The sequence below is a fragment of the Streptomyces sp. NPDC001204 genome, from assembly GCF_053598035.1.
This window is the reverse complement of sequence record NZ_JBSFJL010000008.1, coordinates 81,659-105,320: the sequence shown is the minus strand read 5'-3', so window position 1 is coordinate 105,320 and position 23,662 is coordinate 81,659. Positions and strand designations below refer to the sequence as shown.

Here is a 23,662-nt window from a genome sequence, read left to right as displayed (position 1 = left end):
TCTACCTGACTGCCCGCTGCCCGACGACCGTCTTGGGCTGCTGCTGGGTGATGCAGTGGATGCCTCCGCCGCCGGCGAAGATGGCGCGGGCGTCGACCGGGGTCACCGTGCGGTCGGGGAAGAGCCGGCGGAAGATGCCGGCCGCCTGCTCGTCGCGCGGGTCGTCGAAGGCGCACAGGACGACGCCGCCGTTGCAGAGGTAGTGGTTGATGTAGGAGTAGTCGGCCCAGTGCCCGTCGGCCTCCAGGACGGTGGGGGCGGGGACTTCGACGACCTCCAGGGGGCGGCCGTCGGCGTCGGTGGCCGACTTCAGGATGCCGATGACCTCCTTGGTGACCTCGTGGTCGGGGTGGGCCGGGTCCGGCTGGTGGTGGGCGACGACGACACCGGGGCGGGCGAAGGCGGCCACGATGTCGACATGGCCGAGGGTGCCGTAGCCGTAGGGAGGGTAGTCGCCGGTCAGGCCGCGCGGCAGCCAGATCGCCTTGCGGGTGCCGAGGTGGGCGTGGATCTCCGCCTCGACCTGCTCCTTCGTCCAGTGCGGGTTGCGCTCGGGGCCGAGCTGCACGGTCTCGGTCAGCAGGACCGTGCCCTCGCCGTCGACGTGGATCCCGCCGCCCTCGTTGACGAGCGGGGAGGCGTACGTCTTCGCGCCCGCGAGGTCCGAGACATACGAGGCGATCTTCGCGTCGTGCTCCCAGCGGGCCCAGTCCTGGGCTCCCCAGCCGTTGAACGTCCAGTCGACGGCGGCGAGTCCACCCGTGTCACTGGTCAGGAAGGTGGGGCCGATGTCGCGCATCCAGGCGTCGTCCAGCTCGCGTTCGACGGTGTCGACGCCGTCGCCCAGGAGGGTGCGGGCCTCGGCCGACTGGCCGGGGCCGCAGACCACCGTCACCGGTTCGAAGCGGCGCACGGCACGGGCCACCGAGGCCCAGGCGGCGCGGGAGGCGGCGACGTCGTCGGGGGTGTCGAAGGTCGGGTTGGGACCCGGCCACGCCATCCAGGTGCGCTCGTGCGGCGCCCACTCGGCGGGCATGCGGAAGCCGTCGGCGGCGGGGGTGTTCATCTCGGGGGTCCTCGCAGGGGTCACGGAGGTCACAGGAAGTACAGGCGGTTGAGGGAGACCGATTCGGCGGGCTCGGAGCGGATCGGGTCGCCGTCCAGGGTGACCAGGCCGGTGCGCTGGTCGACGTCGACGGATCCGGTACGGGAGTTGAGGCGCAGGTCGGCGGGGCCGATACCGCGGGTGCCGCGCACGGCGACCCGGCGCCGCCGGGTGGGCATCGTGTCGTTGCCCTGGTCCACGGCGGCCTGGGCGACGAACGCGACCGAGATCTCGGCCGGGGTGGCGCCGTGCGCGCCGAACTGCGGGCCCAGCACGAGGGGTTCGCAGGTGTCGGTGGCCGCGTTGGGGTCGCCCACCACGCCGTACGCGGGGAAGCCCGACTTGAGGACGAGTTGCGGCTTGGCGCCGAAGAACTCGGGGCGCCACAGCACGATGTCGGCCAGCTTGCCGGTCTCGATCGAGCCGACCTCGTGGGAGAGGCCGTGCGCGATGGAGGGGTTGATCGTCAGCTTGGCGATGTAGCGCAGGACGCGCCCGTTGTCGTCGTACGGGCCGTCCCCGTCGACCGGGCCCAGCTCGGCCTTCATCTTCCCGGCCATGGCGAAGGTGCGGCGCACGGTCTCGCCGGCCCGGCCCATGCCCTGGGCGTCGGAGGAGGTGATGCCGATCGCGCCCAGGTCGTGCAGCACGTCCTCGGCGCCCATGGTCCCGGCGCGGATGCGGTCGCGGGCCATGGCGGCGTCGCCGGGCAGGTCGGTCTTGAGGTCGTGGACGGAGACGATCATGCCGTAGTGCTCGGCGACCGCGTCCCGGCCGAAGGGCAGGGTGGGGTTGGTGGAGGAGCCGATGACGTTCGGGACCCCGGCCATCTTCAGCACGTTGGGGACGTGTCCGCCGCCGCAGCCCTCGATGTGGAAGGCGTGGATCGTGCGGCCCTCAAGGACGCGCAGGGTGTCCTCGACCGACAGGCACTCGTTCAGTCCGTCGCTGTGCAGGGCGACCTGCACGTCGTGCTCCTCGGCGACCCGCAGGGCGGTGTCGAGGGCGCGGGTGTGGGCGCCCATGTCCTCGTGCACCTTGAAGCCCAGGGCGCCGCCCTCGGCCAGCGCCTCGACCAGCGGGGCCGGGTGCGAGGACGAACCGCGGCCCAGGAAGCCGATGTTGACGGGCCACGCGTCGAAGGCGCCGAACGCGTGCCGCAGCGCCCACGGCGAGTTGACGCCCACGCCCCACACCGGCCCGAACTCCTGGCCGATGATGGTGGTCACGCCGGAGGCGAGCGAGGCCTCCATGATGCGCGGCGACAGCAGGTGCACATGGGGGTCGACGGCGCCGGCGGTGGCGATCAGCCCCTCGCCGGACACGATCGTGGTGCCGGTGCCGACGACCACGTCGACGCCGTCGAGGGTGTCGGGGTTCCCGGCCCGCCCGATGGAGTGGATCCGGCCCTCGCGGATTCCTATGGAGACCTTGCGGATGCCCTGCACGGCGTCGATGACGACGACGTTGCTGATCACCACGTCGCAGGTCTCGCGGACCGCCGCCGCCTTGAGGTGCAGTCCGTCCCGGGCGGTCTTGCCGAAGCCGGCGAGGAACTCGTCGCCGTACTCCTGCGCGTCGGACTCGATCCGGATCACCAGCCCGGAGTCGCCGAGGCGGACGCGGTCGCCGGCACGCGGGCCGTGGGTGGCCGCGTACGCGTACGGGTCGATGCTCATCGGTCGGCTCCCAGGTATCCGCAGGCGGCGGCCCGGCGCAGGGCCTCTTCCTTTGCCCCCGGCGCGTCCAGGGGCCCGTCGACGAGGCCGGCGAAGCCGATCGCGATCCGCTCGCCGCCGATCGGCACGAGGCCGACCTCGGCGCTCTCCCCCGGACCGAACCGCACCGACGATCCGGCGGGCACCGCGAGCCGCATGCCGTAGGCCCGCTCGCGCGGGAAGTCGAGGCGCGGGTTGGCCTCGAAGAAGTGGAAGTGCGAGGTGACGGAGACCGGCACGGACGCGGTGTTGGTGACCGTGAGCCGTACGGCCGCCTCCGGCTCGGCGTGCTCCGGTCCCGGCAGCAGCGCGCCCGGACCCATCTCGCCGAGCCCGCCCCCCGCGATCGGGTCGGAGACCACCGCGAGCCGTGAGCCGTCGTCGAAGACGGCCTCGACGTGGACCTCGGTGACCACGTCCGCCACGCCGGGCAGGACGTCGTCCGGGCCGAGCACCGTGCGGGCACGCTCGATCGCCTCGGCGAGCCGGGCGCCGTCGCGGGCTGCCTCGCACACCGTGTCGGCGATCAGGGCGGTGGCCTCCGGCACGTTGAGCCTCAGGCCGCGGGCCCTGCGGGCGCGGGCCAGCCCGGCGGCGGTGAAGAGCAGCAGCCGATCGCGCTCGGTGGGGGTCAGTCTCACGCCGTGGCACCTCCTTGGTGGCCAAATTAGAGCAACACTCTAAACGTGAAATTCAGAGAAAGGAACCGTTGACTGCTGACCGTCTCAGCCGTCACATTGAACGTCGCTCTAACTCTCAGGCGGCCGTCGAAGGAGACCTGCCATGCCGATAGAACAGCACGGAGTCGACACCATCCCCGAAGCGGAACGGACCAGTGGTCCGCGCGATCTGGTGTCGATCCTGCTGGGGTCCAACCTGTGTCTCGGCGTGATCATCTTCGGCTGGCTGCCGCCGTCGTTCGGGCTCGGCTGGTGGGCCTCGCTCAGCTCGATCGTGGTGGGCACGGTGGTCGGCACGCTGTTCACGGCCCCGCTGGCGCTGGTCTCCCTGCGCACCGGCACCAACCTGTCGACCTCGTCCGGCGCCCAGTTCGGCGTGCGCGGCCGGCTGGTCGGCTCGGTGGTCGGGCTGCTGCTCGCCCTCGGCTACACCGCCCTGACCGTGTGGATCGGCGGCGACGTGATGGTCTCCGTCCTGCACCGGCTGTTCGGTCTGACGCCGAGCGCGGCCTCGTACGGCGTCGTCTACACCCTGCTCGCCGCGGCGACCGTCACGGGCGCGGTGTACGGCTACCGGGTGCTGCTCGCCATGTCCCGCGTGCTCGCGATCGGCATGACCGCCCTGCTGGTCCTCGGCGTGATCGCCTACGCCCCGCACTTCACCACAGCCGCGCTGCCGGAGGCCGGCGGCTATCTGCTGGGCGGCTTCTGGCCGACGTGGTTCCTCGCGACGGTGGCCGCCGGGCTGTCCGGTCCGATCGCCTTCATCACCCTCCTCGGCGACTACACCCGCTACATCTCCCCCACCCGGTACTCCTCCCGCCGGGTGCTGCGCGCCACCTGGCTGGGCCTGATCCTCGGCCTGCTGGTCCCGCAGTTGTTCGGCACCTTCACGGCCTTCGGCGCCCGCGCCGCCCTCGACTACGCCGGGCCGCTGGTGGACGCCTCCCCCACCTGGTACCTGATCCCGCTGCTGCTGTCCGCCTCCGCGGGCTCGGTCGGCAACGCGGGTCTGATGCTGTACTCCATGGGTCTCGACCTGGACGCCATCCTGCCGCGCGCCTCCCGCGCCCGCGCCACCTACACGGTCGCCGTGGTCGCCACGGCCTGCGTCCTCGCCGGCCACTTCGCCTGGGACGCGCAGTCGGCGATGACCTCCTTCGTCCTCCTGCTCACCGCGATCGGCACCCCGTGGGCGGTCATCACCCTCATCGGCTTCGCCCGCTGCCGCGGGGTGTACGACGCCGACGCCCTCCAGGTCTTCAACCGGCGCTCCCGGGGCGGCGTCTACTGGTACCGGTCCGGCTGGAACGTCCAGGCGACCGTCTCGTGGGCGGTGGGCGCCGGCGTCGGCCTGCTGGCGGTGTCCCTGCCCTCGTACGAGGGACCGCTGCTGTCCCTGACCGGCGGCGTGGACTGCAGCTTCCTTCTGTCGGGAGCCGTCGGCGGCCTGGTCTGTCTGCTGCTCGCCCCGCGGCCCCAGCCGTCGGCCCGCCTCGGGACCGCGAAGGAACCGGCCCACGCCGAGACCCGGCTCTAGCGCTGTGACCGGACAGGTTCACCGGCTCGCGGGGACCTTTCCGGTCGCAGCACCGGGCCCTGCCGGAAGGGACCGGGAAGCACGCCACCAACGGACGTTCCCCGCCCGCCGGTTCGCGAAGCCGGCGAACGGCGGACGGGGAACGGGAGAAGGTGAGCGGGAGCGGCCGGTGAGGCGAAGGAACCGGGCGGGCGCCTACGCCAGCGCGTGCATCCAGTCGTGCTTGTCCTCGGTGACGCCGCGCTGGACGTCCAGCAGGGCCCGGCGCAGCTTCATCGTGACCTCGCCGGGCTCGCCGCCCGACTGCTTCCATTCCGCGCCCGCGCGCTTGACGGTGCCGACGGGGGTGATGACGGCGGCCGTGCCGCAGGCGAAGACCTCCGTCAGCGTGCCGTTCTCGGAGTCGCGCTGCCACTGGTCGATGGAGACGCGGGCCTCCTCGGACTCGTAGCCGAGGTCGCGGGCGACCTGCAGCAGCGAGTCACGGGTGACCCCCTCCAGGATCGAACCGCTCAGGGACGGGGTGACGATCTTGTCGCCGTACACGAAGTACAGGTTCATGCCGCCGAGTTCCTCGACCCACTTGTGCTCCACGGCGTCGAGGTAGCAGACCTGGTCGCAGCCCTCGGCGGCGGCCTCGGCCTGGGCGAGCAGGGAGGCCGCGTAGTTGCCGCCCGTCTTGGCGTCGCCCATACCGCCGGGGACCGCGCGGACGCGGTCCTCGGAGGCCCAGATGGAGACCGGCTTCACACCGCCCGGGAAGTACGCGCCGGCCGGGGAGGCGATCACGAGGAACAGGTACTCGTTGGCGGGCTTGACGCCCAGCCCGACCTCGGTGGCGATCATGAACGGGCGCAGGTACAGGGACTCCTCGCCGCCGTGCGCCGGGACCCACGCCTTGTCCTGCCGGACGAGGACGTCGCAGGCTTCGATGAACGTCTCGACGGGCAGCTCGGGCATGGCCAGGCGGCGGGAGGACGCCTGGAAGCGCTTGGCGTTCTTCTCCGGGCGGAACGTGGCGACCGAGCCGTCGGGCTGGCGGTAGGCCTTCAGGCCTTCGAAGATCTCCTGCGCGTAGTGCAGGACGTGCGTGGCGGGGTCGAGGGAGATCGGCGCGTACGGAACGAGCTGGCCGTCGTGCCAGCCCCGGCCCTCCGTCCACCTGATCGTCACCATGTGGTCGGTGAAGTGGCGGCCGAATCCGGGGTTGGCCAGGATCGCCTCCCGCTCCGCGTCGGAGAGCGGATTGGCCGAAGGCTTGAGCTCGATCGTGGGCGTCGTCATGAGTGAGTGTCCTTCACCGAGTTGTTGTGACAGGCCGCGCTCACGCCCGTACGGCCGGATGGCCTGTGCTAGGACGTCCGAGCATTCCCTCATACCGCGGCTCCGCGTTCGATTATCGCGCGGAGCCGACGGCGGAAGAAAACGGGGTGAATGCGGCCCAGGGACTGATGGTGGCACCCGGCGGCGGACAGGGGGAAGCCGCCGGGCGCGGATGCGACCCGACGGCTTCGAAGTTTTCGAGTGGCTCGGCCGGGTCAGCCCGCTACTCGTACGCGGAGCGCGTCGCCGATCTCGGCGGTGGAACGCGCGGGCAGCGCGCCGCGCTCCGCGAGGTCGGCGGAGACGGCGTCCTCGATCCGGGTCGCCTCGGACTCGTAGCCGAGGTGGCGCAGCAGCAGGGCGACGGACAGGACCGTGGCGGTGGGGTCGGCCTTGCCCTGACCTGCGATGTCCGGGGCCGAGCCGTGGACCGGCTCGAACATGGACGGGAACTCGCCGCCCGGGTTGATGTTGCCGGAGGCGGCGACGCCGATGCCGCCGGAGACGGCCGCGGCGAGGTCGGTGATGATGTCGCCGAAGAGGTTGTCGGTGACGATCACGTCGAACCGCTCGGGCTGGGTCACCAGGTAGATGGTGGCCGCGTCGACGTGGATGTACTCGGTGGTGACCTCGGGGTACTCCTCGGCCACCTTGTTGAAGATGTTCGTCCACAGGTGGCCCGCGAAGGTCAGCACGTTGTTCTTGTGGACCAGCGTGAGCTTCTTGCGCGGGCGGGCCTGGGCGCGGGCGAAGGCGTCGCGGACCACGCGCTCGACACCGAAGGCCGTGTTGACGGAGACCTCGGTGGCGACCTCGTGCTCGGTGCCCTTGCGGATGGTGCCGCCGTTGCCCGTGTACGGGCCCTCGGTGCCCTCACGGACGACGACGAAGTCGATCTGCGGGTCGCCCGCGAGCGGGGTGGCGACTCCGGGCAGGAGCTTGCTCGGGCGCAGGTTGACGTGGTGGTCGAAGGCGAAGCGGAGCTTGAGCAGGAAGCCGCGCTCCAGGACGCCGGAGGGCACCGACGGGTCGCCGATGGCGCCGAGCAGGATGGCGTCGTGCCGCCCCAGCTGCTCCAGGTCGGCGTCGGTGAGGGTCTCCCCGGTGGCGTGGTAACGCCGGGCGCCGAAGTCGTACTCCTTGGTCTCCAGCTTCACATCCTGCGGTAGGGCGGCGGACAGGACCTTCAGGCCCTCGGCCACGACTTCCTGGCCGATTCCGTCACCGGGGATCACTGCGAGATCGATGCTGCGAGACATGCGGGCACCCTACTCCTCGTCCCATGAGCTGACATGGAGCGTCCGCGATCCGGACACCCCGGGGGGGGCTCCCGGACCTCAGTGACCCGTCTGGCCGCCGTTGTCGCGGCGGTCGAGGGCGCGCTGGAGGGCGGCGGCGGCGTTCTTGCGGTCGGACTCGCTGGTGCGCGGGATGTGGCGGACGCGGCGGCGGACGGTCGTCTCGGGCATGGGAATCGACTCCTTCGAGCAGCATGGAGTACGGAAAAGAAGACTGACGAGACTCCCCCACTGCCTAATGGGCGTGGGCGGCGCCCCCGGAAGGGGCGGAAAGCCTGCCGCAGGGGTGACCTGCACGGGCCCGGCTCACGACCGCCATTCGCTGGATCAAGCGAGACGCTCGGTTCCTACAAAGCTAAGTGAGGACCGGGCGTCTGTCTCCACAATTACTCGGACTTCCTACTATCTGAGACGGAGGATTGGGTCACACCCACCTGACCTGCGCTTTCCCTCTGACCCAAATGGCTCCGCCCCCGGTCCGGAGGGGTGCTTCCGGGGCGGGGGCGGGGTTCAGTGGGTGCCGCGCGAGCGTCAGCCCATGTGCGGGTAGGTGTAGTCGGTCGGCGCGACCAGGGTCTCCTTGATGGCGCGGGTCAGGGTCCAGCGCATCAGGTTCTGCGGGGCGCCCGCCTTGTCGTTGGTGCCGGAGGCGCGGCCGCCGCCGAAGGGCTGCTGGCCGACCACGGCGCCGGTCGACTTGTCGTTGATGTAGAAGTTGCCGGCCGCGTAGCGCAGCTTCTCCATCGTGTAGGCCGCGGCGGCGCGGTCGCCGGCGATGACCGAGCCGGTCAGGGCGTAGTCCGACATCGACTCCATCTGGGTCAGCATCTCGTCGTAGGCCTCGGCCGAGCTGTCGTCGTACACGTGGACCGCGAGGATCGGGCCGAAGTACTCGGTCGTGAAGACCTCGTTCTCCGGGTCGGTGCACTCGATGACGGTCGGGCGGACGAAGTAGCCGACCGAGTCGTCGTAGGTGCCGCCCGCGACGATCGTGCAGGACGGGTCCTCCTGGGCCCGGTCGATCGCCGCCTTGTTCTTCGCGAAGGAGCGGTCGTCGATGACCGCGCCGATGAAGTGCGACAGGTCGGTGACGTCACCCATGGTCAGGGAGTCGACCTCGGCGGCGAACTCCTCCTTGAAGCCGGAGTTCCAGATCGACGCCGGGATGTAGGCGCGGGAGGTGGCGCTGCACTTCTGGCCCTGGTACTCGAAGGCACCGCGGGTCAGCGCGGTCTTCAGCACCGCGCGGTCGGCCGACGGGTGGGCCACCACGAAGTCCTTGCCGCCGGTCTCGCCGACCAGGCGCGGGTAGGCGCGGTACTTCTCGATGTTGTTGCCGACCGTCTTCCACAGGTACTGGAAGGTCTTGGTCGAACCGGTGAAGTGGATGCCGGCCAGGTCGCGGTGGTTCAGGGCGACCTCGGAGACCTCGAGGCCGTCACCGGTGAGGAGGTTGATGACGCCCTTGGGCAGACCCGCCTCCTCCAGCAGCTTCATGAGCAGCACGGCGGCGTGCGTCTGGGTCGGGGACGGCTTCCAGATCACCACGTTGCCCATGAGGGCCGGCGCGGTGGGCAGGTTGGCCGCGATCGCCGAGAAGTTGAACGGCGTGATCGCGTAGACGAAGCCCTCCAGCGGACGGTGGTCCATGCGGTTCCACACGCCCGGGGAGTTGGCCGGGGGCTGCTCGGCGAGGATCTGGCGGGCGTAGTGGACGTTGAAGCGCCAGAAGTCCACCAGCTCGCAGGGGCTGTCGATCTCGGCCTGCTGCGCGGTCTTGGACTGGCCGAGCATCGTGGAGGCGGCGATCGTCTCGCGCCACGGGCCGGACAGCAGCTCGGCGGCGCGCAGGATGATCGCGGCGCGGTCGTCGAAGGACATCGCGCGCCAGGCCGGGGCCGCGGCGAGAGCGGCGTCGATGGCCTCCTGCGCGTCGGCCTTCGTGGCGTTGCGGTAGGTGCCGATGACGGCCTTGTGGTTGTGCGGCTGGACGACCTCGAAGGACTCGCCCCCGCCCATGCGCTTGACACCGTCGATGGTGCAGGGCAGGTCGATCGGGTTCTCGGCCAGCTCCTTGAGCTTGGCCTCCAGGCGGGCGCGCTCGGGCGAGCCGGGGGCGTAGCCGTGCACCGGCTCGTTGACGGGCGTGGGGACCTGGGTCACAGCGTCCATGGGTTCCGAACTCCTTGACTTGAGCGGTGTTGCGAGCGGGGTGCGGAGGCTCAGCCCTTGCTGACCATGCTCCGGAGGAAGAAGCGCAGGTTGGCCGGCTTCTCCGCGAGGCGGCGCATGAAGTAGCCGTACCAGTCGGTGCCGAAGGCGGTGTAGACGCGCATGCGGTGCCCCTCGGCGGCCAGGCGCAGGTGCTCGTCGCCGCGGATGCCGTACAGCATCTGGAACTCGTACTCGTCGAGCTTCCGGCCGGCGGTGCGGGCCAGTTCCTGCCCGATCGAGATCAGGCGCGGGTCGTGGGAGCCGATCATCGGGTATCCGTCGCCCTGCATCAGCACGCGCAGGATGCGGACGTACGCCTTGTCGATCTCGTGCTTGTTCTGGTAGGCGACCTCGGCGGGCTCCTTGTAGGCGCCCTTCACCAGGCGGACCCGGCTGCCGTTCGCGGCGAGGCGGCGGGCGTCGGCCTCGGTGCGGAAGAGGTAGGCCTGGATGACGCAGCCGGTCTGCGGGAAGTCCTTCCGCAGCTCCTCGTGGATGGCGAACATCGAGTCAAGGGTGGTGTGGTCCTCGGCGTCCAGGGTGACCGTCGTGCCGATGGCGGCGGCGGCCTCGACGACCGGGCGGACGTTCTTCAGCGCCAGCTCGTGGCCGTGCTCCAGGGCCTGGCCGAACATGGACAGCTTCACGGACATCTCGACCTTCGGACCGAGCTCCAGGTCCTTGATCCGGTCGATCAGCTCCAGGTACGCGTCCCGCGCGGCGGCGGCCTGCTCGGGAGTGGTGATGTCCTCACCGACCACGTCCATGGTCAGTTCCAGGCCCCTGCCGGTGAGGTCCTCGATGATCGGGACGATGTCGCCCACGGTCTCGCCCGGGATGAAGCGGTCGACGACCTGCTTCGTCCCCGGGGCCGCCGAGACCAGGCGTCGCATCCGGTCGCTGCGCGACGCGGCGAGAATCACGGGACCCAGCACGGGGAACCTCCACACGAACAAGCAACACAAGGCCGCAGCCCGACGGTTCGGGGGCGGCACGGAGAACCACCGTGAAAGTAAAGGTTTCCTCAGATCGTCGGCCATCGACAGCTGTCACGCATCCGCGCACGTGATCTCAGACAGATGTATGAAGGCCACGCGGAAATGCGGGAGAATGCCCGAGTGACATCCAGTTACAAGGGCGACTACCAGGAGCTGGTCGACGAGATCTCGGAACTGCTCGGCGCGCCGGCCACCCTGGAGAACCGGAACTTCGAGCTGATCGCCTTCGGCGCCTACGACAGCGAGGGCGACCTGGATCCGTCCGCCCTGGACCCGGTGCGCACCCGCTCGATCCTGACCCGCCGCTCCACGGCGGCCGTCCGCCACTGGTTCGAGGGCTTCGGCATCACCCGGGCGACCGGTCCGGTGCGGATCCCGCGGACCCCTGAGGCAGGCGTGTACCGGGGACGGATCTGCCTTCCGGTCCGCCATCGGGGTGTCGTCCTCGGCTACGTCTGGCTCCTGGACTACGACCCCGGGCCCACCGATCGGCAGCTGGCCGCGGCCATGCTGGTGACCGGGCGGATCGGCGCGCTGCTGGCGGACGAGGCCCAGCACGGCGCGGACCTCACCCGGGAGCTGCGGGCGGTGCTGACCGCCGAACCGGGCTGGCCGCGGGACATGGCGGTGGCGGAGCTGAGGACGGCCCTCGGGGCCCGCGCGGACGGACCGCACACGGTGGTGTGCGTGGCCCCCTGGCCGTCGGCGGACCCGGACGACGCCCCCTCGGTGCGCACCCTGCCGGGTGCCAGGGCCCTGTGCGTGATCCCCTGGGGCGGGGGCACCTCCCCCGCCCTCAAGGCGCTGGGGGAGACCGGTCAGAGCCTGGTACTGCTGGTCGGCCTGCGTTCCACGGACACCCTGACACCGGCGGTGTCGGCGGCGACCCGCCTGCTGGAGCGGGCGGGCGCGCCGGGGGCCGGCGGCGCGGGCCGCTCCGGCACCGGGGCCGGAGGAGCCTCCGCCCAGGACGGAACGAACGGAACGACCGGACGGGACGGCGGCCCGGGCCGGAGCACCGCGGGCGGCGTCGGGGTGGCCGCGGGGATCGCCGCGGCACGGACGGGGCTCGATGAGCTGGGGACCGCGTGGGCGGAGGCCTCGGCGGCGGCGCGGGCCGCGCTGGCGGAGCCGCGGCTGGGGCCGGTCGCGCGGTGGGCGGCCATCGGACCGTACCGGCTGCTCACCGGGCTGCCGCCGGAGGCCGCGCACGACCCCGCCCTGCACGGGCTGCTCTCCCCCGCCCACCGGGAGCTGGCCCGCACCGCCGAGGTCTACCTCGACTGCGCGGGACAGGCCGGGCGCACCGCTGCCGAGCTGGGCATCCACCGCCAGACCCTGTACTACCGCCTGTCCCGGGTGGAGCAGCTGACGGGCCTCGACCTGGACGACGGCGAGGACCGGCTGCTGCTGCACATGGCCCTCAAGGCGGCGCGGCTCTAGGCGTCCCGCTCGGTCCCCGCGATCACCCGGCGCAGCCCCTCGGTGAGCTGGCCGGCGTCGGTCGCGGAGTCGGGGTCGAAGAGCCACTGGACCATCAGGCCCTGGAGGAGCGTCTGGTAGAGGCGGCCCTCGGTGTCGACGACCTCCTCGCTCTGCTCGGCTTCGGGGAGGCCGTTGAACAGGGGCAGCAGTCCCGAGCGGCCCTGCGACTGCGCCTCCACCAGCATCTTGCGCACCTCGGGAAGCCGGTCGCCCTGGAGGATGAGTTCGAAGCTGATCAGCCAGACCGCCCGCGACTCGGGCATCGACCGGATGATGTTCGCCCACACCTCCCGGAAGCGCTCCAGTGAGCCGGCCGGCGCCTGCGTCGTGCCGCCCGCTCCCCAGCCGGGTTCGAAGCGGTCCCCCATCTCCTCGATGAGCGAGACGTACGCCTGGACCAGCAGCGCGTCCTTCGAGCCGTAGTGGTAGCCGATCGAGGCGAGGTTGGTCCCCGACTCCTTGACGATGTCACGCGCGGTCGTGCGCACGAAGCCCTTCTGCAGCAGGCAGCGCTTGGCGCCCCCGAGCAGATCCTCACGGTGTCCCATGACCGCCACCCTACCCGTGATTCATACAACCGTCCTAGACAAGCGACTTACACAAGCGTTCTAGACAAGCGTTTAAGACGCTCGTACAGTACGGGGCATGACGAACTCGACGAGCACCACCACGACCCCGCCCGCGAACCCGCCGCGTGCCGGGCGGCGCGAATGGACCGCTCTCGGCGTGCTGATGCTGCCGCTGCTGCTGGTCTCGATGGACGTCTCGGTCCTGTACTTCGCCATCCCGGCGATCAGCGCGGACCTGGAGCCGAGCGGCACCCAGCAGCTGTGGATCTTCGACATCTACGCCTTCGTCCTGGCCGGCCTGCTGATGACGATGGGCTCGCTCGGCGACCGGATCGGCCGCCGCAAGCTGCTGCTGATCGGCGCCGCCGCCTTCGGGGCCGCCTCCCTGGTGGCGGCGTACGCGGACAGCGCCGAGACCCTGATCGCCGCCCGCGCGATCCTCGGCATCGGCGGGGCGACCCTGATGCCGTCCACGATGGCGCTGGTCCGCACGATGTTCACCGACCCCGCCCAGCGCGCGAAGGCCATCGGTGTCTGGTCCGGCGTGATGACCGCCGGGATCGCGCTCGGATCCGTGCTGAGCGGGGTGCTGGTCCAGTTCTTCTGGTGGGGCTCGGTGTTCCTGGTCAACCTGCCCGCGATGGCGCTGCTGCTGGCGCTCGGCCCGTTCCTGCTCCCCGAGTCGAAGAGCTCCGAGCCGGGCCGCTTCGACCTGCTGAGCGTGCCGCTGTCCATGGCGGCGGTGCTCCCCGTGATCTACGGCCTGAAGAAGATCCCGTCCGAGGGCGCGCACCCGCTGTACGTCGTCTCCGTCGCCGTCGGCCTGCTCTTCGCCGTCCTCTTCGTCCGCCGCCAGCGCACGGCCGCCTCGCCGATGATCTCGCCGGTCCTGTTCCGCGGCCGGGGCTTCGCACCCGCGGTGGTCCTCAACCTCGTCTCGTCCTTCGCGATGTTGGGCTCGGCGTTCTTCACCACGCAGTACCTCCAGTCGGTGCTCGGCAAGAGCGCGATGGAGGCGGCCCTGTGGGCGCTGCTGCCGTCCGTGCCGATCGGGATGGCCGCGCCGGCGGCCGCCGCGCTGGTCCAGAAGGGCGTCAACCGGGCCTACGTCGTGACGGCGGGCTTCGCGATCGCCGCGGTGGGCTACGGCATGCTGGCCCTGGCCGGCACGGACTCGCTCTGGCTGCTGCTGGTCGCGAGCGGCGTCCTCGCCTCCGGCATCGTGACGGTGCTGTCCCAGATGACCGACCTGGCGCTGAGCGCGGCCCCGGTGGAGAAGGCGGGCGCGGCCTCCTCGCTGCTGGAGACCGGCGCGGAGTTCGGCGGCGCCCTGGGCATGGCGGTCCTCGGCTCGATCGGCACGGCGATCTACCGCCACGGCATCCCGTCCTCCGCCCCGGCGACGGCACACGAGACGCTGGGTGGCGCGCTGGCCGTCGCCCGGCAGGTGCCGGGGCGCGCGGGAGACGCCCTGGCCACCGCCGCCCGGGAAGCCTTCACCAGCGGGATGCACGGCGCGGCGCTCACCGGGGCGGCGGTCCTGCTCCTCGCGGCGGCCGGTGCGGCGACGACACTGCGCCGGATCCACGTCCGGGAAACGGCGGCGCCGGTCACGGAGACGCAGCCGTCGAAGGCCGCGGCCTGAGAACACGAAAACGCCGGACGGACTCCTGGAGTCCGTCCGGCGTTTTCGTGGACGAGGCCGTTCGGGCCGAAGCGGGGTCCGGGGCGCAGCCCCCGGGACGGCGACCTCAGACCAGGTTCACCGAGCGGGCCGACGTCGCCCCGATCTCCTCGGCAACCTCCGCAAGCACCCCGGAGGGCACCGTGTCGTCGACCGTCAGCACCGCCAGCGCCTCCCCGCCCGCGACCGCGCGGGCGACCTGCATACCGGCGATGTTGATGCCGGCCTCGCCGATGACGCGGCCGACGGTGCCGACGACGCCGGGGCGGTCCTCGTAGCGCAGGACGACCATGTGGTCGGCGAGCGCGAGGTCGACGTCGTACTCACCGACCGCGACGATCTTCTGGAGGTGCTTGGGGCCGGCCAGCGTGCCGGAGACGGAGACCTCCTCGCCGTCCGCGAGCGTGCCGCGCACGGTGACGACGTTGCGGTGGTCGGCCGACTCCGAGCTGGTGGTCAGGCGCACCTCCACACCCCGCTCCTGGGCGAACAGCGGCGCGTTGACGTAGGACACCGTCTCATCGACGACGTCCTCGAAGACGCCCTTGAGCGCGGAGAGCTCCAGCACCTTCACGTCGTGCTGGGTGATCTCGCCGTACACCTCGACGTCGAGGCGGACCGCGACCTCGCCCGCGAGCGCGGTGAAGATGCGGCCGAGGCGCTCGGCGAGCGGCAGGCCCGGCTTGACGTCCTGGGCGATGACGCCGCCCTGGACGTTCACCGCGTCCGGGACGAGTTCACCGGCGAGGGCGAGGCGGACGGACCTGGCGACGGCGATGCCGGCCTTCTCCTGGGCCTCGTCGGTGGAGGCGCCCAGGTGCGGGGTGGACACGACCTGGTCGAACTCGAACAGCGGCGAGTCCGTGCACGGCTCCTTGGCGTACACGTCCAGACCGGCGCCCGCCACGCGGCCCTCCTTGAGGGCCGAGTACAGCGCCTCCTCGTCGACGATCCCGCCGCGCGCGGCGTTGACGATGCGCACGCCCGGCTTGACCTTGTGCAGCGCCTCCTCGCCGATCAGGCCGAGGGTCTCGGGCGTCTTGGGCAGGTGCACGGTGATGAAGTCGGAGACCTCGAGCAGCTCGTCCAGCGTCAGCACCTTGACGCCCATCTGCGCGGCCCGCGCGGGCTGCACGTACGGGTCGTAGGCGACGACCTTCATGCCGAAGGCCGACATGCGCTGGGCGACCAGGGCGCCGATGCGGCCGAGGCCGACGACACCGAGGGTCTTCTCGGCGAGTTCCACGCCGGTGTACTTGCTGCGCTTCCACTCGCCGTTCTTCAACGCGGCGTTGGCCTGCGGGATGTTGCGGGCGGTGGCGAGGAGCAGACCGCAGGCCAGCTCCGCGGCGGTCACGATGTTGGAGGTCGGGGCGTTGACGACCATCACGCCGGCCTTGGTGGCGGCGGAGACGTCGACGTTGTCCAGGCCGACGCCGGCTCGTGCGACGACCTTGAGCTTGTTCGCCGCGGCGACGGCCTCGGCGTCGACCTTGGTCGCCGAGCGGATCAGGATCGCGTCCACGTCGGCGATGGCGGGGAGCAGTTCGGCCCGGTCGGCGCCGTTGCAGTGCCGGATCTCGAAGTCCGGGCCGAGCGCGTCGACGGTCGCGGGCGACAGCTCTTCAGCAATGAGTACGACGGGTTTCGAGCTCACGTGAGTCCTCACAGATCTGGGGGCACCTCCCATGCCTTGAAAAGCTAGGGGGGAGCATGCGGACGGCCGTGTCCCGACGGCCGCAGGCGGAGGAGGGGGCTAGCCGCGTGGAAGACGCACGACGCTGTGGGCCTGACGCGTTGTAGTTCAGAAGTGTAATGGCGCCGCCTGCATCGTATTGCGCCACTGCGGAAGGATCACCCGTCCGTGGCTGGACGGGCGGGACAACACCGCGGACCGGCCACGGACCGGCGGCGTGGCCCGGGCTCGCCGAAGGGGCCGGAGCGGTACCGCTCCGGCCCCTTCGGCACGAGGCTCACGCCTCCTCGTTCACCCAGCTCATCAGCTTGCGCAGCTCCTTGCCGGTGGTCTCCAGCAGGTGCTCGGAGTCCTGCTTCTTGTACTCGTTGTACTTCTTCAGACCGCCGTGGTACTCGTCCATCCAGGTGCGCGCGAAGGAGCCGTCCTGGATCTCGGCGAGGACCTTCTTCATCTCGGCCTTGGTGGCGTCGGTGATGATGCGCGGGCCGGTGACGTAGTCGCCCCACTCGGCGGTCTCGGAGATCGACCAGCGCATCTTCTCCAGGCCGCCCTCGTACATGAGGTCGACGATCAGCTTCAGCTCGTGCAGGCACTCGAAGTAGGCGATCTCCGGCTGGTAGCCCGCCTCGACCAGGGTCTCGAAGCCGGCCTTCACCAGCGCCGCGGTGCCACCGCACAGGACGGCCTGCTCACCGAACAGGTCGGTCTCGGTCTCCTCGGTGAAGGTCGTCTTGATGACGCCCGCGCGAGTGCCGCCGATGCCCTTGGCGTACGACAGGGCCAGCGCGAAGGCGTCGCCCGAGGCGTCCTGCTCGACGGCGACGATGCAGGGAACGCCGCGGCCCTCCTCGTACTGGCGGCGCACCAGGTGGCCCGGGCCCTTCGGGGCGACCATGCAGACGTCCACGCCGGCCGGGGGCTTGATGAAGCCGAAGCGGATGTTGAGGCCGTGGCCGAAGAACAGCGCGTCGCCGTCCTTCAGGTTCGGGGCGATGGACTCCTCGTAGACCTGGGCCTGGATCGGGTCCGGCACCAGGATCATGATGACGTCGGCCTCCGCGGTGGCCTCCGCCGGGGTGACCACGCGCAGGCCCTGCTCCTCGGCCTTGGCCTTGGACTTGGAGCCCTCGTGCAGACCGACCCGGACGTCGACACCGGAGTCGCGCAGCGACAGGGCGTGGGCGTGGCCCTGGCTGCCGTAGCCGATGACCGCGACCTTGCGGCCCTGGATGATGGACAGGTCGGCGTCAGCGTCGTAGAACAGCTCGGCCACTTTGGGTTCTCTCCTTGGTGTGCAGTTTCTGCTTCCCACCGTATGCCGGTGGGGGGACGGTAGGTCTCGGAGTCTCGGTATCCGGGCGGCCGGTGTCACCCGACCGCCCGGACCCGGATCATGCGGAACGGTCCAGGGCGCGCAGCGACCGGTCGGTGATCGAGCGGGCGCCGCGCCCGATCGCGATCGTCCCGGACTGGACCAGCTCCTTGATGCCGAACGGCTCCAGCATCCTGAGCATGGCCGAGAGCTTGTCGCTCGAACCGGTGGCCTCGATGGTCACCGCCTCCGGGGAGACGTCGACGGTCTTGGCGCGGAACAGCTGGACGATCTCGACGATCTGGGAGCGCGTCTCGTTGTCGGCGCGCACCTTCACGAGGACGAGTTCGCGCTGCACGGCCTGCGACGGCTCCAGCTCGACGATCTTCAGCACGTTGACCAGCTTGTTGAGCTGCTTGGTCACCTGCTCCAGCGGGAAGTCCTCGACGCTGACCACGATGGTGATGCGGGAGATGTCGGGGTGCTCGGTGACGCCGACCGCGAGGGAGTCGATGTTGAAGCCGCGGCGGGAGAACAGCGCGGCGATCCGGGCGAGGATGCCGGGCGTGTTCTCGACGAGGACCGAGAGGGTGTGCTTGGTCATGGTTCTCACTCAGCTCTCTGTCAGTCGTCTTCGTTGTCGCCGAAGTCGGGGCGGACGTCGCGGGCGGCCATGATCTCGTCGTTGGAGGTGCCGGCCGCGACCATCGGCCAGACCATCGCGTCCTCGTGGACGATGAAGTCGACGACGACCGGGCGGTCGTTGATGGAGTTCGCCTCCTCGATGACCTTGTCGAGGTCCTCCGGGGACTCGCAGCGGATGGCGTGGCAGCCCATGGCCTCCGACAGCTTCACGAAGTCGGGGACGCGGGTGCCCCTGGCCTCCGGGTTGACGTCGTCGGGGCCGGAGTGCAGCACCGTGTTGGAGTACCGCTGGTTGTAGAACAGGGTCTGCCACTGGCGGACCATCCCGAGGGCGCCGTTGTTGATGACGGCGACCTTGATCGGGATGTTGTTCAGCGCGCAGGTGGTGAGTTCCTGGTTGGTCATCTGGAAGCAGCCGTCGCCGTCGATCGCCCAGACGGTCTTCTGCGGCTGACCGGCCTTGGCGCCCATCGCGGCCGGGACGGCGTAACCCATGGTTCCGGCGCCGCCGGAGTTCAGCCAGGTGGCGGGCTTCTCGTACTGGACGAAGTGCGCGGCCCACATCTGGTGCTGGCCGACGCCCGCGGCGAAGATCGTGCCCTCGGGGGCGAGCTGCCCGATGCGCTCGATGACCTGCTGCGGGGAGAGCGAGCCGTCCGCGGGCTGCTCGTAGCCCAGCGGGTAGGTCTCGCGCCAGCGGGCGAGGTCGTGCCACCAGGCGGTGTAGTCCCCGCGGTGGCCCTCGCTGTGCTCCTTCTGGACGGCCTGGATCAGGTCGGCCAGGACCTCGCGGGCGTCGCCGACGATGGGCACGTCGGCGGCGCGGTTCTTGCCGATCTCGGCCGGGTCGATGTCGGCGTGGACGATCTTGGCGTACGGGGCGAAGCTGTCCAGCTTGCCGGTGACGCGGTCGTCGAAGCGGGCTCCGAGGGCGACGATCAGGTCGGCCTTCTGCAGCGCGGTGACGGCGGTGACCGCACCGTGCATGCCCGGCATTCCCACGTGCAGCGGGTGGCTGTCGGGGAATGCGCCGAGCGCCATCAGGGTGGTGGTGACGGGCGCTCCGGTGAGTTCCGCGAGGACCTTCAGCTCGGCGGTGGCGCCGGCCTTGATGACGCCGCCGCCGACGTAGAGCACGGGCCGCCGCGCGGAGGTGATGAGCTTGGCCGCCTCGCGGATCTGCTTGGCGTGCGGCTTGGTGACCGGGCGGTAGCCGGGCAGGTCCATGACCGGCGGCCAGGAGAAGGTCGTCTGCGTCTGCAGCACGTCCTTCGGGATGTCGACGAGGACCGGACCGGGGCGACCGGTCGAGGCGATGTGGAACGCCTCCGCGATCGTCTTCGGGATGTCCTCGGCCTTGGTGACCAGGAAGCTGTGCTTGGTGATCGGCATCGTGATGCCGACGATGTCCGCCTCCTGGAAGGCGTCCGTGCCGATCGCCTTGGAGACGACCTGACCGGTGATCGCGACCAGCGGCACCGAGTCCATGTTCGCGTCGGCGATCGGCGTCACCAGGTTGGTGGCACCCGGGCCCGAAGTGGCCATGCAGACGCCGACCTTGCCGGTCGCCTGTGCGTAACCGGTGGCCGCGTGGCCCGCACCCTGTTCGTGACGGACGAGCACGTGGCGCACCCGGCTGGAGTCCATCATCGGGTCGTACGCGGGAAGGATCGTGCCGCCGGGAATGCCGAATACGGTGTCGACCCCGACCTCCTCAAGCGAGCGGATGAGGGACTTCGCACCCGTGACGTGCTCGGGCGCGGACGGGTGTCCTCCGGATCGGGGCCGCGGCTGCGGATGAGGGGCCCCGGTGGCCTGCTCGGTCATCGGCATTCTCTTCTCGATGCTGAGGGTTTTTGCGAGGTTTGGGCGGAGTTCGGACGCTGCACGCCTGGCACTCGTGCAACAAAAAACCCCTCGTGCCGTAAGGCAAGCGAGGGGAAGCGCGCCGGTGAGGTAGCTGGGTTCCGGATCGTCGTCCGGTGGGTCCCAGCTCAGCCGACGCGCTGTCCAAGTACGAGAATTCGGGTGCGCATGGAAATGACCCTCCCTCCGGCACGCACCCGGTGTCAAGTGGGTGGGACAGGAGTCTCATTATGTGAGCGGAGGGCCGTCCCGCCTCCGAAGACGACGGGCGCCGCCGCGGTGTAGGCCCCGGCGCTTCCTCCGGCGAACACCGGTTCGGCCGGACCGTGCGGCACCGGGTAGCGGCCGGAGGTGAGCGCCCGGCGCAGCCGGTACTCGTCCAGCGGGCCGGAGAACGCCATGCCCTGCCCGTGGGTGCAGCCCATCGCGCGCAGGGCCACGACCTGCTCCGGCAGGTCCACGCCGTCGGCCACGGACCGGAGCCCGAGATCGGCGGCGATCCGGAGCAGACCACTGGTGATCTTGTGCAGCCGGGCGGACTCGACGACGCCCTCGACCAGGCTGCGGTCGAGTTTCAGCACGTCGACGGGGAGCCTCCGGAGGGCCGTGACGGCCCCGTGGCCGCCGCCGAAGCCGTCCAGCGCGATGCGCACACCGAGCCGCCGCAGCGCGGCCAGACGCCGCTCCAGCTCGTCCAGCGGCACCCGCGGGTCGGTGTCGGACAGCTCGATCACCAGGGCGCCGGACGGCAGCCCGTGCCGGGTCAGAAGGGCCTCCACGGAGCCGGGCGGCAGCGAGCGGTCCACCAGACGGCGGGCGCCCATCCGGACCGCCACGGACACGTTCGGGCCGGCCGCGGCGCGCTCGGCGGCCTGCGCGACGGCCTCCTCCAGCAGCCAGCGGCCCAGTTCGGACGTCCTGTCGCCGTCCTCGGCCACCCTCAGGAACTCGGCGGGCGTGAAGTGCACGCCCTGCGAGGACCGCCAGCGCGCCTGGGCCGCGACCGAGGTGATCCGGCCGTCGTCCAGGCGGACCACCGGCTGGTGCAGCAGGGTGAACTCGCCCTCGTGCAGGGCGTTTCTGAGCCGGGTGGCCAGCTCCGCCCTGCGGACGACGTCCTGCTGCATCTGTGGCTTGTACAGCTCGACCCGGCCCTTGCCCGCCGCCTTGGCGCGGTACATGGCGAGGTCGGCGTTGCGCAGCAACTCCCCCGCGCCGAGACCCTGTTCGGCGAAGGCCACACCGATGGAGGCGGCCACGCGCACCTCGTTGCCGTCGATGAGGTACGGCTGCGACAGCGTCACCCTGAGGCGGTCGGCGAGCTCCAGGATGTGCCGTTCACGGGCGGTGCGGTCGCGGGTGCCGTCCCCGACGATCAGGGCCGCGAACTCGTCGCCGCCGAGTCTGGAGGCGGTGTCGCCGTGCCGTACCGCCTCCTGGAGTCTGCGGGCGGCCTGGACGAGCAGCTCGTCCCCGGCCTGGTGCCCGATCGTGTCGTTGACGGCCTTGAAGCCGTCGAGGTCGATGAAGAGCACGGCCGTGCCGTGGTCGGTCGAGCGGCGGCCGGACAGGGCCTGCTGGACGCGCTTGGTGAACAGCGCCCGGTTGGGCAGGTCGGTGAGCGGGTCGTGCTCGGCGTTGTGCTGGAGCTGCGCCTGCAGGCGCACCCTCTCGGTCACGTCCCTGCTGTTGAAGATGAGGCCGCCGTGGTGGCGGTTGACGGTCGACTCCACGTTGAGCCAGCCGCCGTCGCCGGAGCGGAAGCGGCACTCGATGCGCGTAGTGGGCTCTTGGCGCGCGCTGGCGACCAGGAAACGGCGCACCTCGTGCACCACGCAGCCCAGGTCCTCCGGGTGGATGAGCCCGGCCAGTTCGGTCCCGACCAGTTCGTCCGCCGGCCGCCCGTACACCCCGGCGGCGGCCGGGGAGACGTACCGCAGGATCCCGTTGGGCGCGGCGATCATGATGACGTCGCTGGAGCCCTGCACCAGGGAGCGGAAGTGGTTCTCCTTCTGGGCCAGCTCCTGGGTGAGCGCGATGTTGTCGCGCAGCACGATGCCCTGGCGCACGACGAGCACCAGCACGACGGCGCCGGCGCTGATCAGCACCACGCGGTCGACGCTGTGGCCGTTGAGCGCGTTGTACAGGACCCCCAGCGTGCACACGGCGGCGGCGAGGTACGGAGTGAGGGCGGCGAGGGAGCCGGCGAGGGGGCGGCCGGACGGGTACCGGTCGTGGTCCGCGCCCTGCGCGGGCGGCCCGCCGTGCGCGGGGCCCACGGCGGGTTGCCGCCCGGGCACGTGGTCGTCCAGTACGCGGCCGTGGTCTTCGGGGATGTGCCCGTAGGCGTCGGCCACGCGCGCGTGCCCGTCGGCGGAGCGCGGGTCCGGCTCACGCCCGTCCAACTGGTGTCCCTCCGCCGGATACGGCGCCGCCCGGTACGGGTGCGTGTCGGACTGCTCGGCGGCCGGCAGCCCCGGGCGGGGCGCCGCCCACGGGGCGTACGCCAGGAGCAGGGAGCCGGCGAACCAGCCGGCGTCGAGCAGTTGCCCCGAGCGGTAGTTGTTGTGCACCAGCGGCGAGGTGAACAGGGCGTCGCACAGCACGGTCAGGGCGAGTGCCCCGATCGCCGTGTTCACCGCGGTGCGGTTGATCGGGGAGCACCGGAAGTGCAGCGCGAGCACCATGGAGACCAGGGCGATGTCCAGCAGCGGGTACGCCAGCGAGAGCGCGGTCTGCGCGACGCTCGGCCCGTCGAACCTGGCCGCCTGGGCGAGTGCGAGGCTCCAGGACAACGTGAGCAGCGAGCCCCCGATCAGCCACGCGTCCAGTGCCAGGCACACCCACCCGGCCCTGTTCACCGGCCGCTTGGCGAGCACGAGCAGACCGACGATCGCCGGTGGCGCGAAGCACACGAAGAACAGGTCGGCGTAACTGGGACTGGGCACGGACGTGCCGAGGACGACTTCGTACCACCCCCAGACCGAGTTGCCCAGGGCAGCCATCGCCGAGGAGAGGGCGAACAGCAGCCAGGCGGTTCGAAAGCGGACGTGGCGGCCGCGTGCGTACAGCGCGCACGAGACGGCGGCGGTGCCGGCCGCGGCGCTCAGCCCGAAGTCGCCCATGAACAACGCGACCTCGCTGGAACCCCAGCCGAACGCGGCACCGATGGCGTACCCCGCGCACAGCAGGGCCAGCAGGAGCTGCGGCGCCAGTCTCGAACGGCCGTCGGCGGCCGGCGGCCGGGGCAGCAGCGCCCCCGGCGGGGACGGCGTCCGCAGGGCGCCGTCGAACGCGGTCATGGCGGGCGGTGGCGGGCTCACCGGGGCCGCCTCGCGGTCCGTGCGGCCGGGCCCCCCGGCTTCCGGTGCGCCGGGTGGGCGTGCCTCCGGCGACCGCCGAGCCTGTGGTGGTGATGGCTGTGATGACTGCGGTGGCCGCGTCTGCGCGCGGCCGTGCGCCAGGGCCGCCGGTGGCGGCCCCGCCGCGTCGGATCGTTCGTCCATAGGCCGTGCATCGCCCGTCG

At 71.1% G+C, this 23,662-nt stretch carries 17 protein-coding genes; 3 read left to right on the top strand and 14 right to left on the bottom strand.

All coding sequences use genetic code 11. The annotated features are described in order from the left end of the window. Position 1: 1 nt before the first annotated feature. Genes ACWC91_RS13825 through ureA form a run of 3 tightly spaced genes read right to left on the bottom strand, consistent with a single transcriptional unit; the run spans position 2 to position 3,464 of the window. A complete protein-coding gene (locus ACWC91_RS13825; RefSeq protein WP_281156773.1) occupies positions 2 to 1,066 on the bottom strand; it encodes an agmatine deiminase family protein in 1,065 nt (354 codons plus the stop codon). Between the two features lie 29 nt (positions 1,067 to 1,095). Beyond that, the gene (locus tag ACWC91_RS13820; protein WP_450643523.1) at positions 1,096 to 2,784 is read right to left on the bottom strand and encodes an urease subunit alpha; all 1,689 of its coding nucleotides are present in this window, start codon (positions 2,782 to 2,784) and stop codon (positions 1,096 to 1,098) included. After that, positions 2,781 to 3,464 (bottom strand): urease subunit gamma, encoded by a 684-nt coding sequence (ureA, locus tag ACWC91_RS13815; RefSeq protein ID WP_225079603.1) that lies wholly within the window; start codon positions 3,462 to 3,464, stop codon positions 2,781 to 2,783. The genes ACWC91_RS13820 and ureA overlap by 4 nt, the downstream gene beginning before the upstream one ends. Before the next feature lie 142 nt (positions 3,465 to 3,606). On the opposite strand from ureA, the gene ACWC91_RS13810 reads away from it, so the two are divergent. Continuing rightward, positions 3,607 to 5,043 (top strand): cytosine permease, encoded by a 1,437-nt coding sequence (locus ACWC91_RS13810; RefSeq protein ID WP_376502511.1) that lies wholly within the window; start codon positions 3,607 to 3,609, stop codon positions 5,041 to 5,043. 195 nt (positions 5,044 to 5,238) lie between these two features. Here the strand turns inward: ACWC91_RS13810 and ACWC91_RS13805 are convergent, their stop codons facing one another. The 5 genes from ACWC91_RS13805 to ACWC91_RS13785 form a co-directional block, all read right to left on the bottom strand. Further along, positions 5,239 to 6,327: a branched-chain amino acid aminotransferase gene (locus ACWC91_RS13805; RefSeq protein WP_225079601.1), complete on the bottom strand. Its 1,089-nt coding sequence runs from the start codon at positions 6,325 to 6,327 to the stop codon at positions 5,239 to 5,241. 254 nt (positions 6,328 to 6,581) lie between these two features. Next, the gene (locus ACWC91_RS13800) at positions 6,582 to 7,625 is read right to left on the bottom strand and encodes a 3-isopropylmalate dehydrogenase (RefSeq protein ID WP_225079600.1); all 1,044 of its coding nucleotides are present in this window, start codon (positions 7,623 to 7,625) and stop codon (positions 6,582 to 6,584) included. Between the two features lie 78 nt (positions 7,626 to 7,703). After that, on the bottom strand, positions 7,704 to 7,835 hold the full coding sequence (locus ACWC91_RS13795) for a hypothetical protein (RefSeq protein ID WP_141358068.1): 132 nt from the start codon (positions 7,833 to 7,835) through the stop codon (positions 7,704 to 7,706). A gap of 360 nt (positions 7,836 to 8,195) precedes the next feature. Continuing rightward, positions 8,196 to 9,836, bottom strand: coding sequence for an L-glutamate gamma-semialdehyde dehydrogenase (gene pruA, locus ACWC91_RS13790; RefSeq protein ID WP_450643524.1), 1,641 nt, complete (start codon positions 9,834 to 9,836; stop codon positions 8,196 to 8,198). A 50-nt stretch (positions 9,837 to 9,886) separates the two neighbouring features. Continuing rightward, positions 9,887 to 10,813, bottom strand: coding sequence for a proline dehydrogenase family protein (locus ACWC91_RS13785; protein WP_450643525.1), 927 nt, complete (start codon positions 10,811 to 10,813; stop codon positions 9,887 to 9,889). Between the two features lie 165 nt (positions 10,814 to 10,978). On the opposite strand from ACWC91_RS13785, the gene ACWC91_RS13780 reads away from it, so the two are divergent. After that, positions 10,979 to 12,319, top strand: coding sequence for a PucR family transcriptional regulator (locus tag ACWC91_RS13780; protein ID WP_225079598.1), 1,341 nt, complete (start codon positions 10,979 to 10,981; stop codon positions 12,317 to 12,319). Here ACWC91_RS13780 and ACWC91_RS13775 read toward each other — a convergent pair. Then, positions 12,316 to 12,909 (bottom strand): TetR/AcrR family transcriptional regulator, encoded by a 594-nt coding sequence (locus tag ACWC91_RS13775; RefSeq protein WP_450644883.1) that lies wholly within the window; start codon positions 12,907 to 12,909, stop codon positions 12,316 to 12,318. The genes ACWC91_RS13780 and ACWC91_RS13775 overlap by 4 nt on opposite strands. A 97-nt stretch (positions 12,910 to 13,006) precedes the next feature. Here ACWC91_RS13775 and ACWC91_RS13770 point away from each other — a divergent pair, with 97 nt between their 5' ends. Then, a complete protein-coding gene (locus tag ACWC91_RS13770) occupies positions 13,007 to 14,575 on the top strand; it encodes an MFS transporter (RefSeq protein WP_450644885.1) in 1,569 nt (522 codons plus the stop codon). Positions 14,576 to 14,681: 106 nt separating this feature from the next. Here the strand turns inward: ACWC91_RS13770 and serA are convergent, their stop codons facing one another. From serA to ACWC91_RS13745, 5 genes are all read right to left on the bottom strand, one after another. Beyond that, positions 14,682 to 16,271 (bottom strand): phosphoglycerate dehydrogenase, encoded by a 1,590-nt coding sequence (serA, locus tag ACWC91_RS13765; protein ID WP_141358080.1) that lies wholly within the window; start codon positions 16,269 to 16,271, stop codon positions 14,682 to 14,684. Between the two features lie 316 nt (positions 16,272 to 16,587). After that, positions 16,588 to 17,586, bottom strand: a complete 999-nt coding sequence (gene ilvC / locus ACWC91_RS13760) for a ketol-acid reductoisomerase (RefSeq protein ID WP_225079595.1) — start codon at positions 17,584 to 17,586, stop codon at positions 16,588 to 16,590. A 118-nt stretch (positions 17,587 to 17,704) separates the two neighbouring features. Further along, complete coding sequence (ilvN, locus tag ACWC91_RS13755) at positions 17,705 to 18,229, bottom strand: acetolactate synthase small subunit (RefSeq protein WP_225079594.1); 525 nt, start codon at positions 18,227 to 18,229, stop codon at positions 17,705 to 17,707. A 20-nt stretch (positions 18,230 to 18,249) separates the two neighbouring features. Next, entirely contained in the window at positions 18,250 to 20,097 is a 1,848-nt protein-coding gene (locus ACWC91_RS13750; RefSeq protein ID WP_225079593.1) for an acetolactate synthase large subunit, read from the bottom strand. A 242-nt stretch (positions 20,098 to 20,339) separates the two neighbouring features. Next, positions 20,340 to 23,459, bottom strand: a complete 3,120-nt coding sequence (locus ACWC91_RS13745; protein ID WP_450643461.1) for a putative bifunctional diguanylate cyclase/phosphodiesterase — start codon at positions 23,457 to 23,459, stop codon at positions 20,340 to 20,342. Positions 23,460 to 23,662 lie beyond the last annotated feature (203 nt).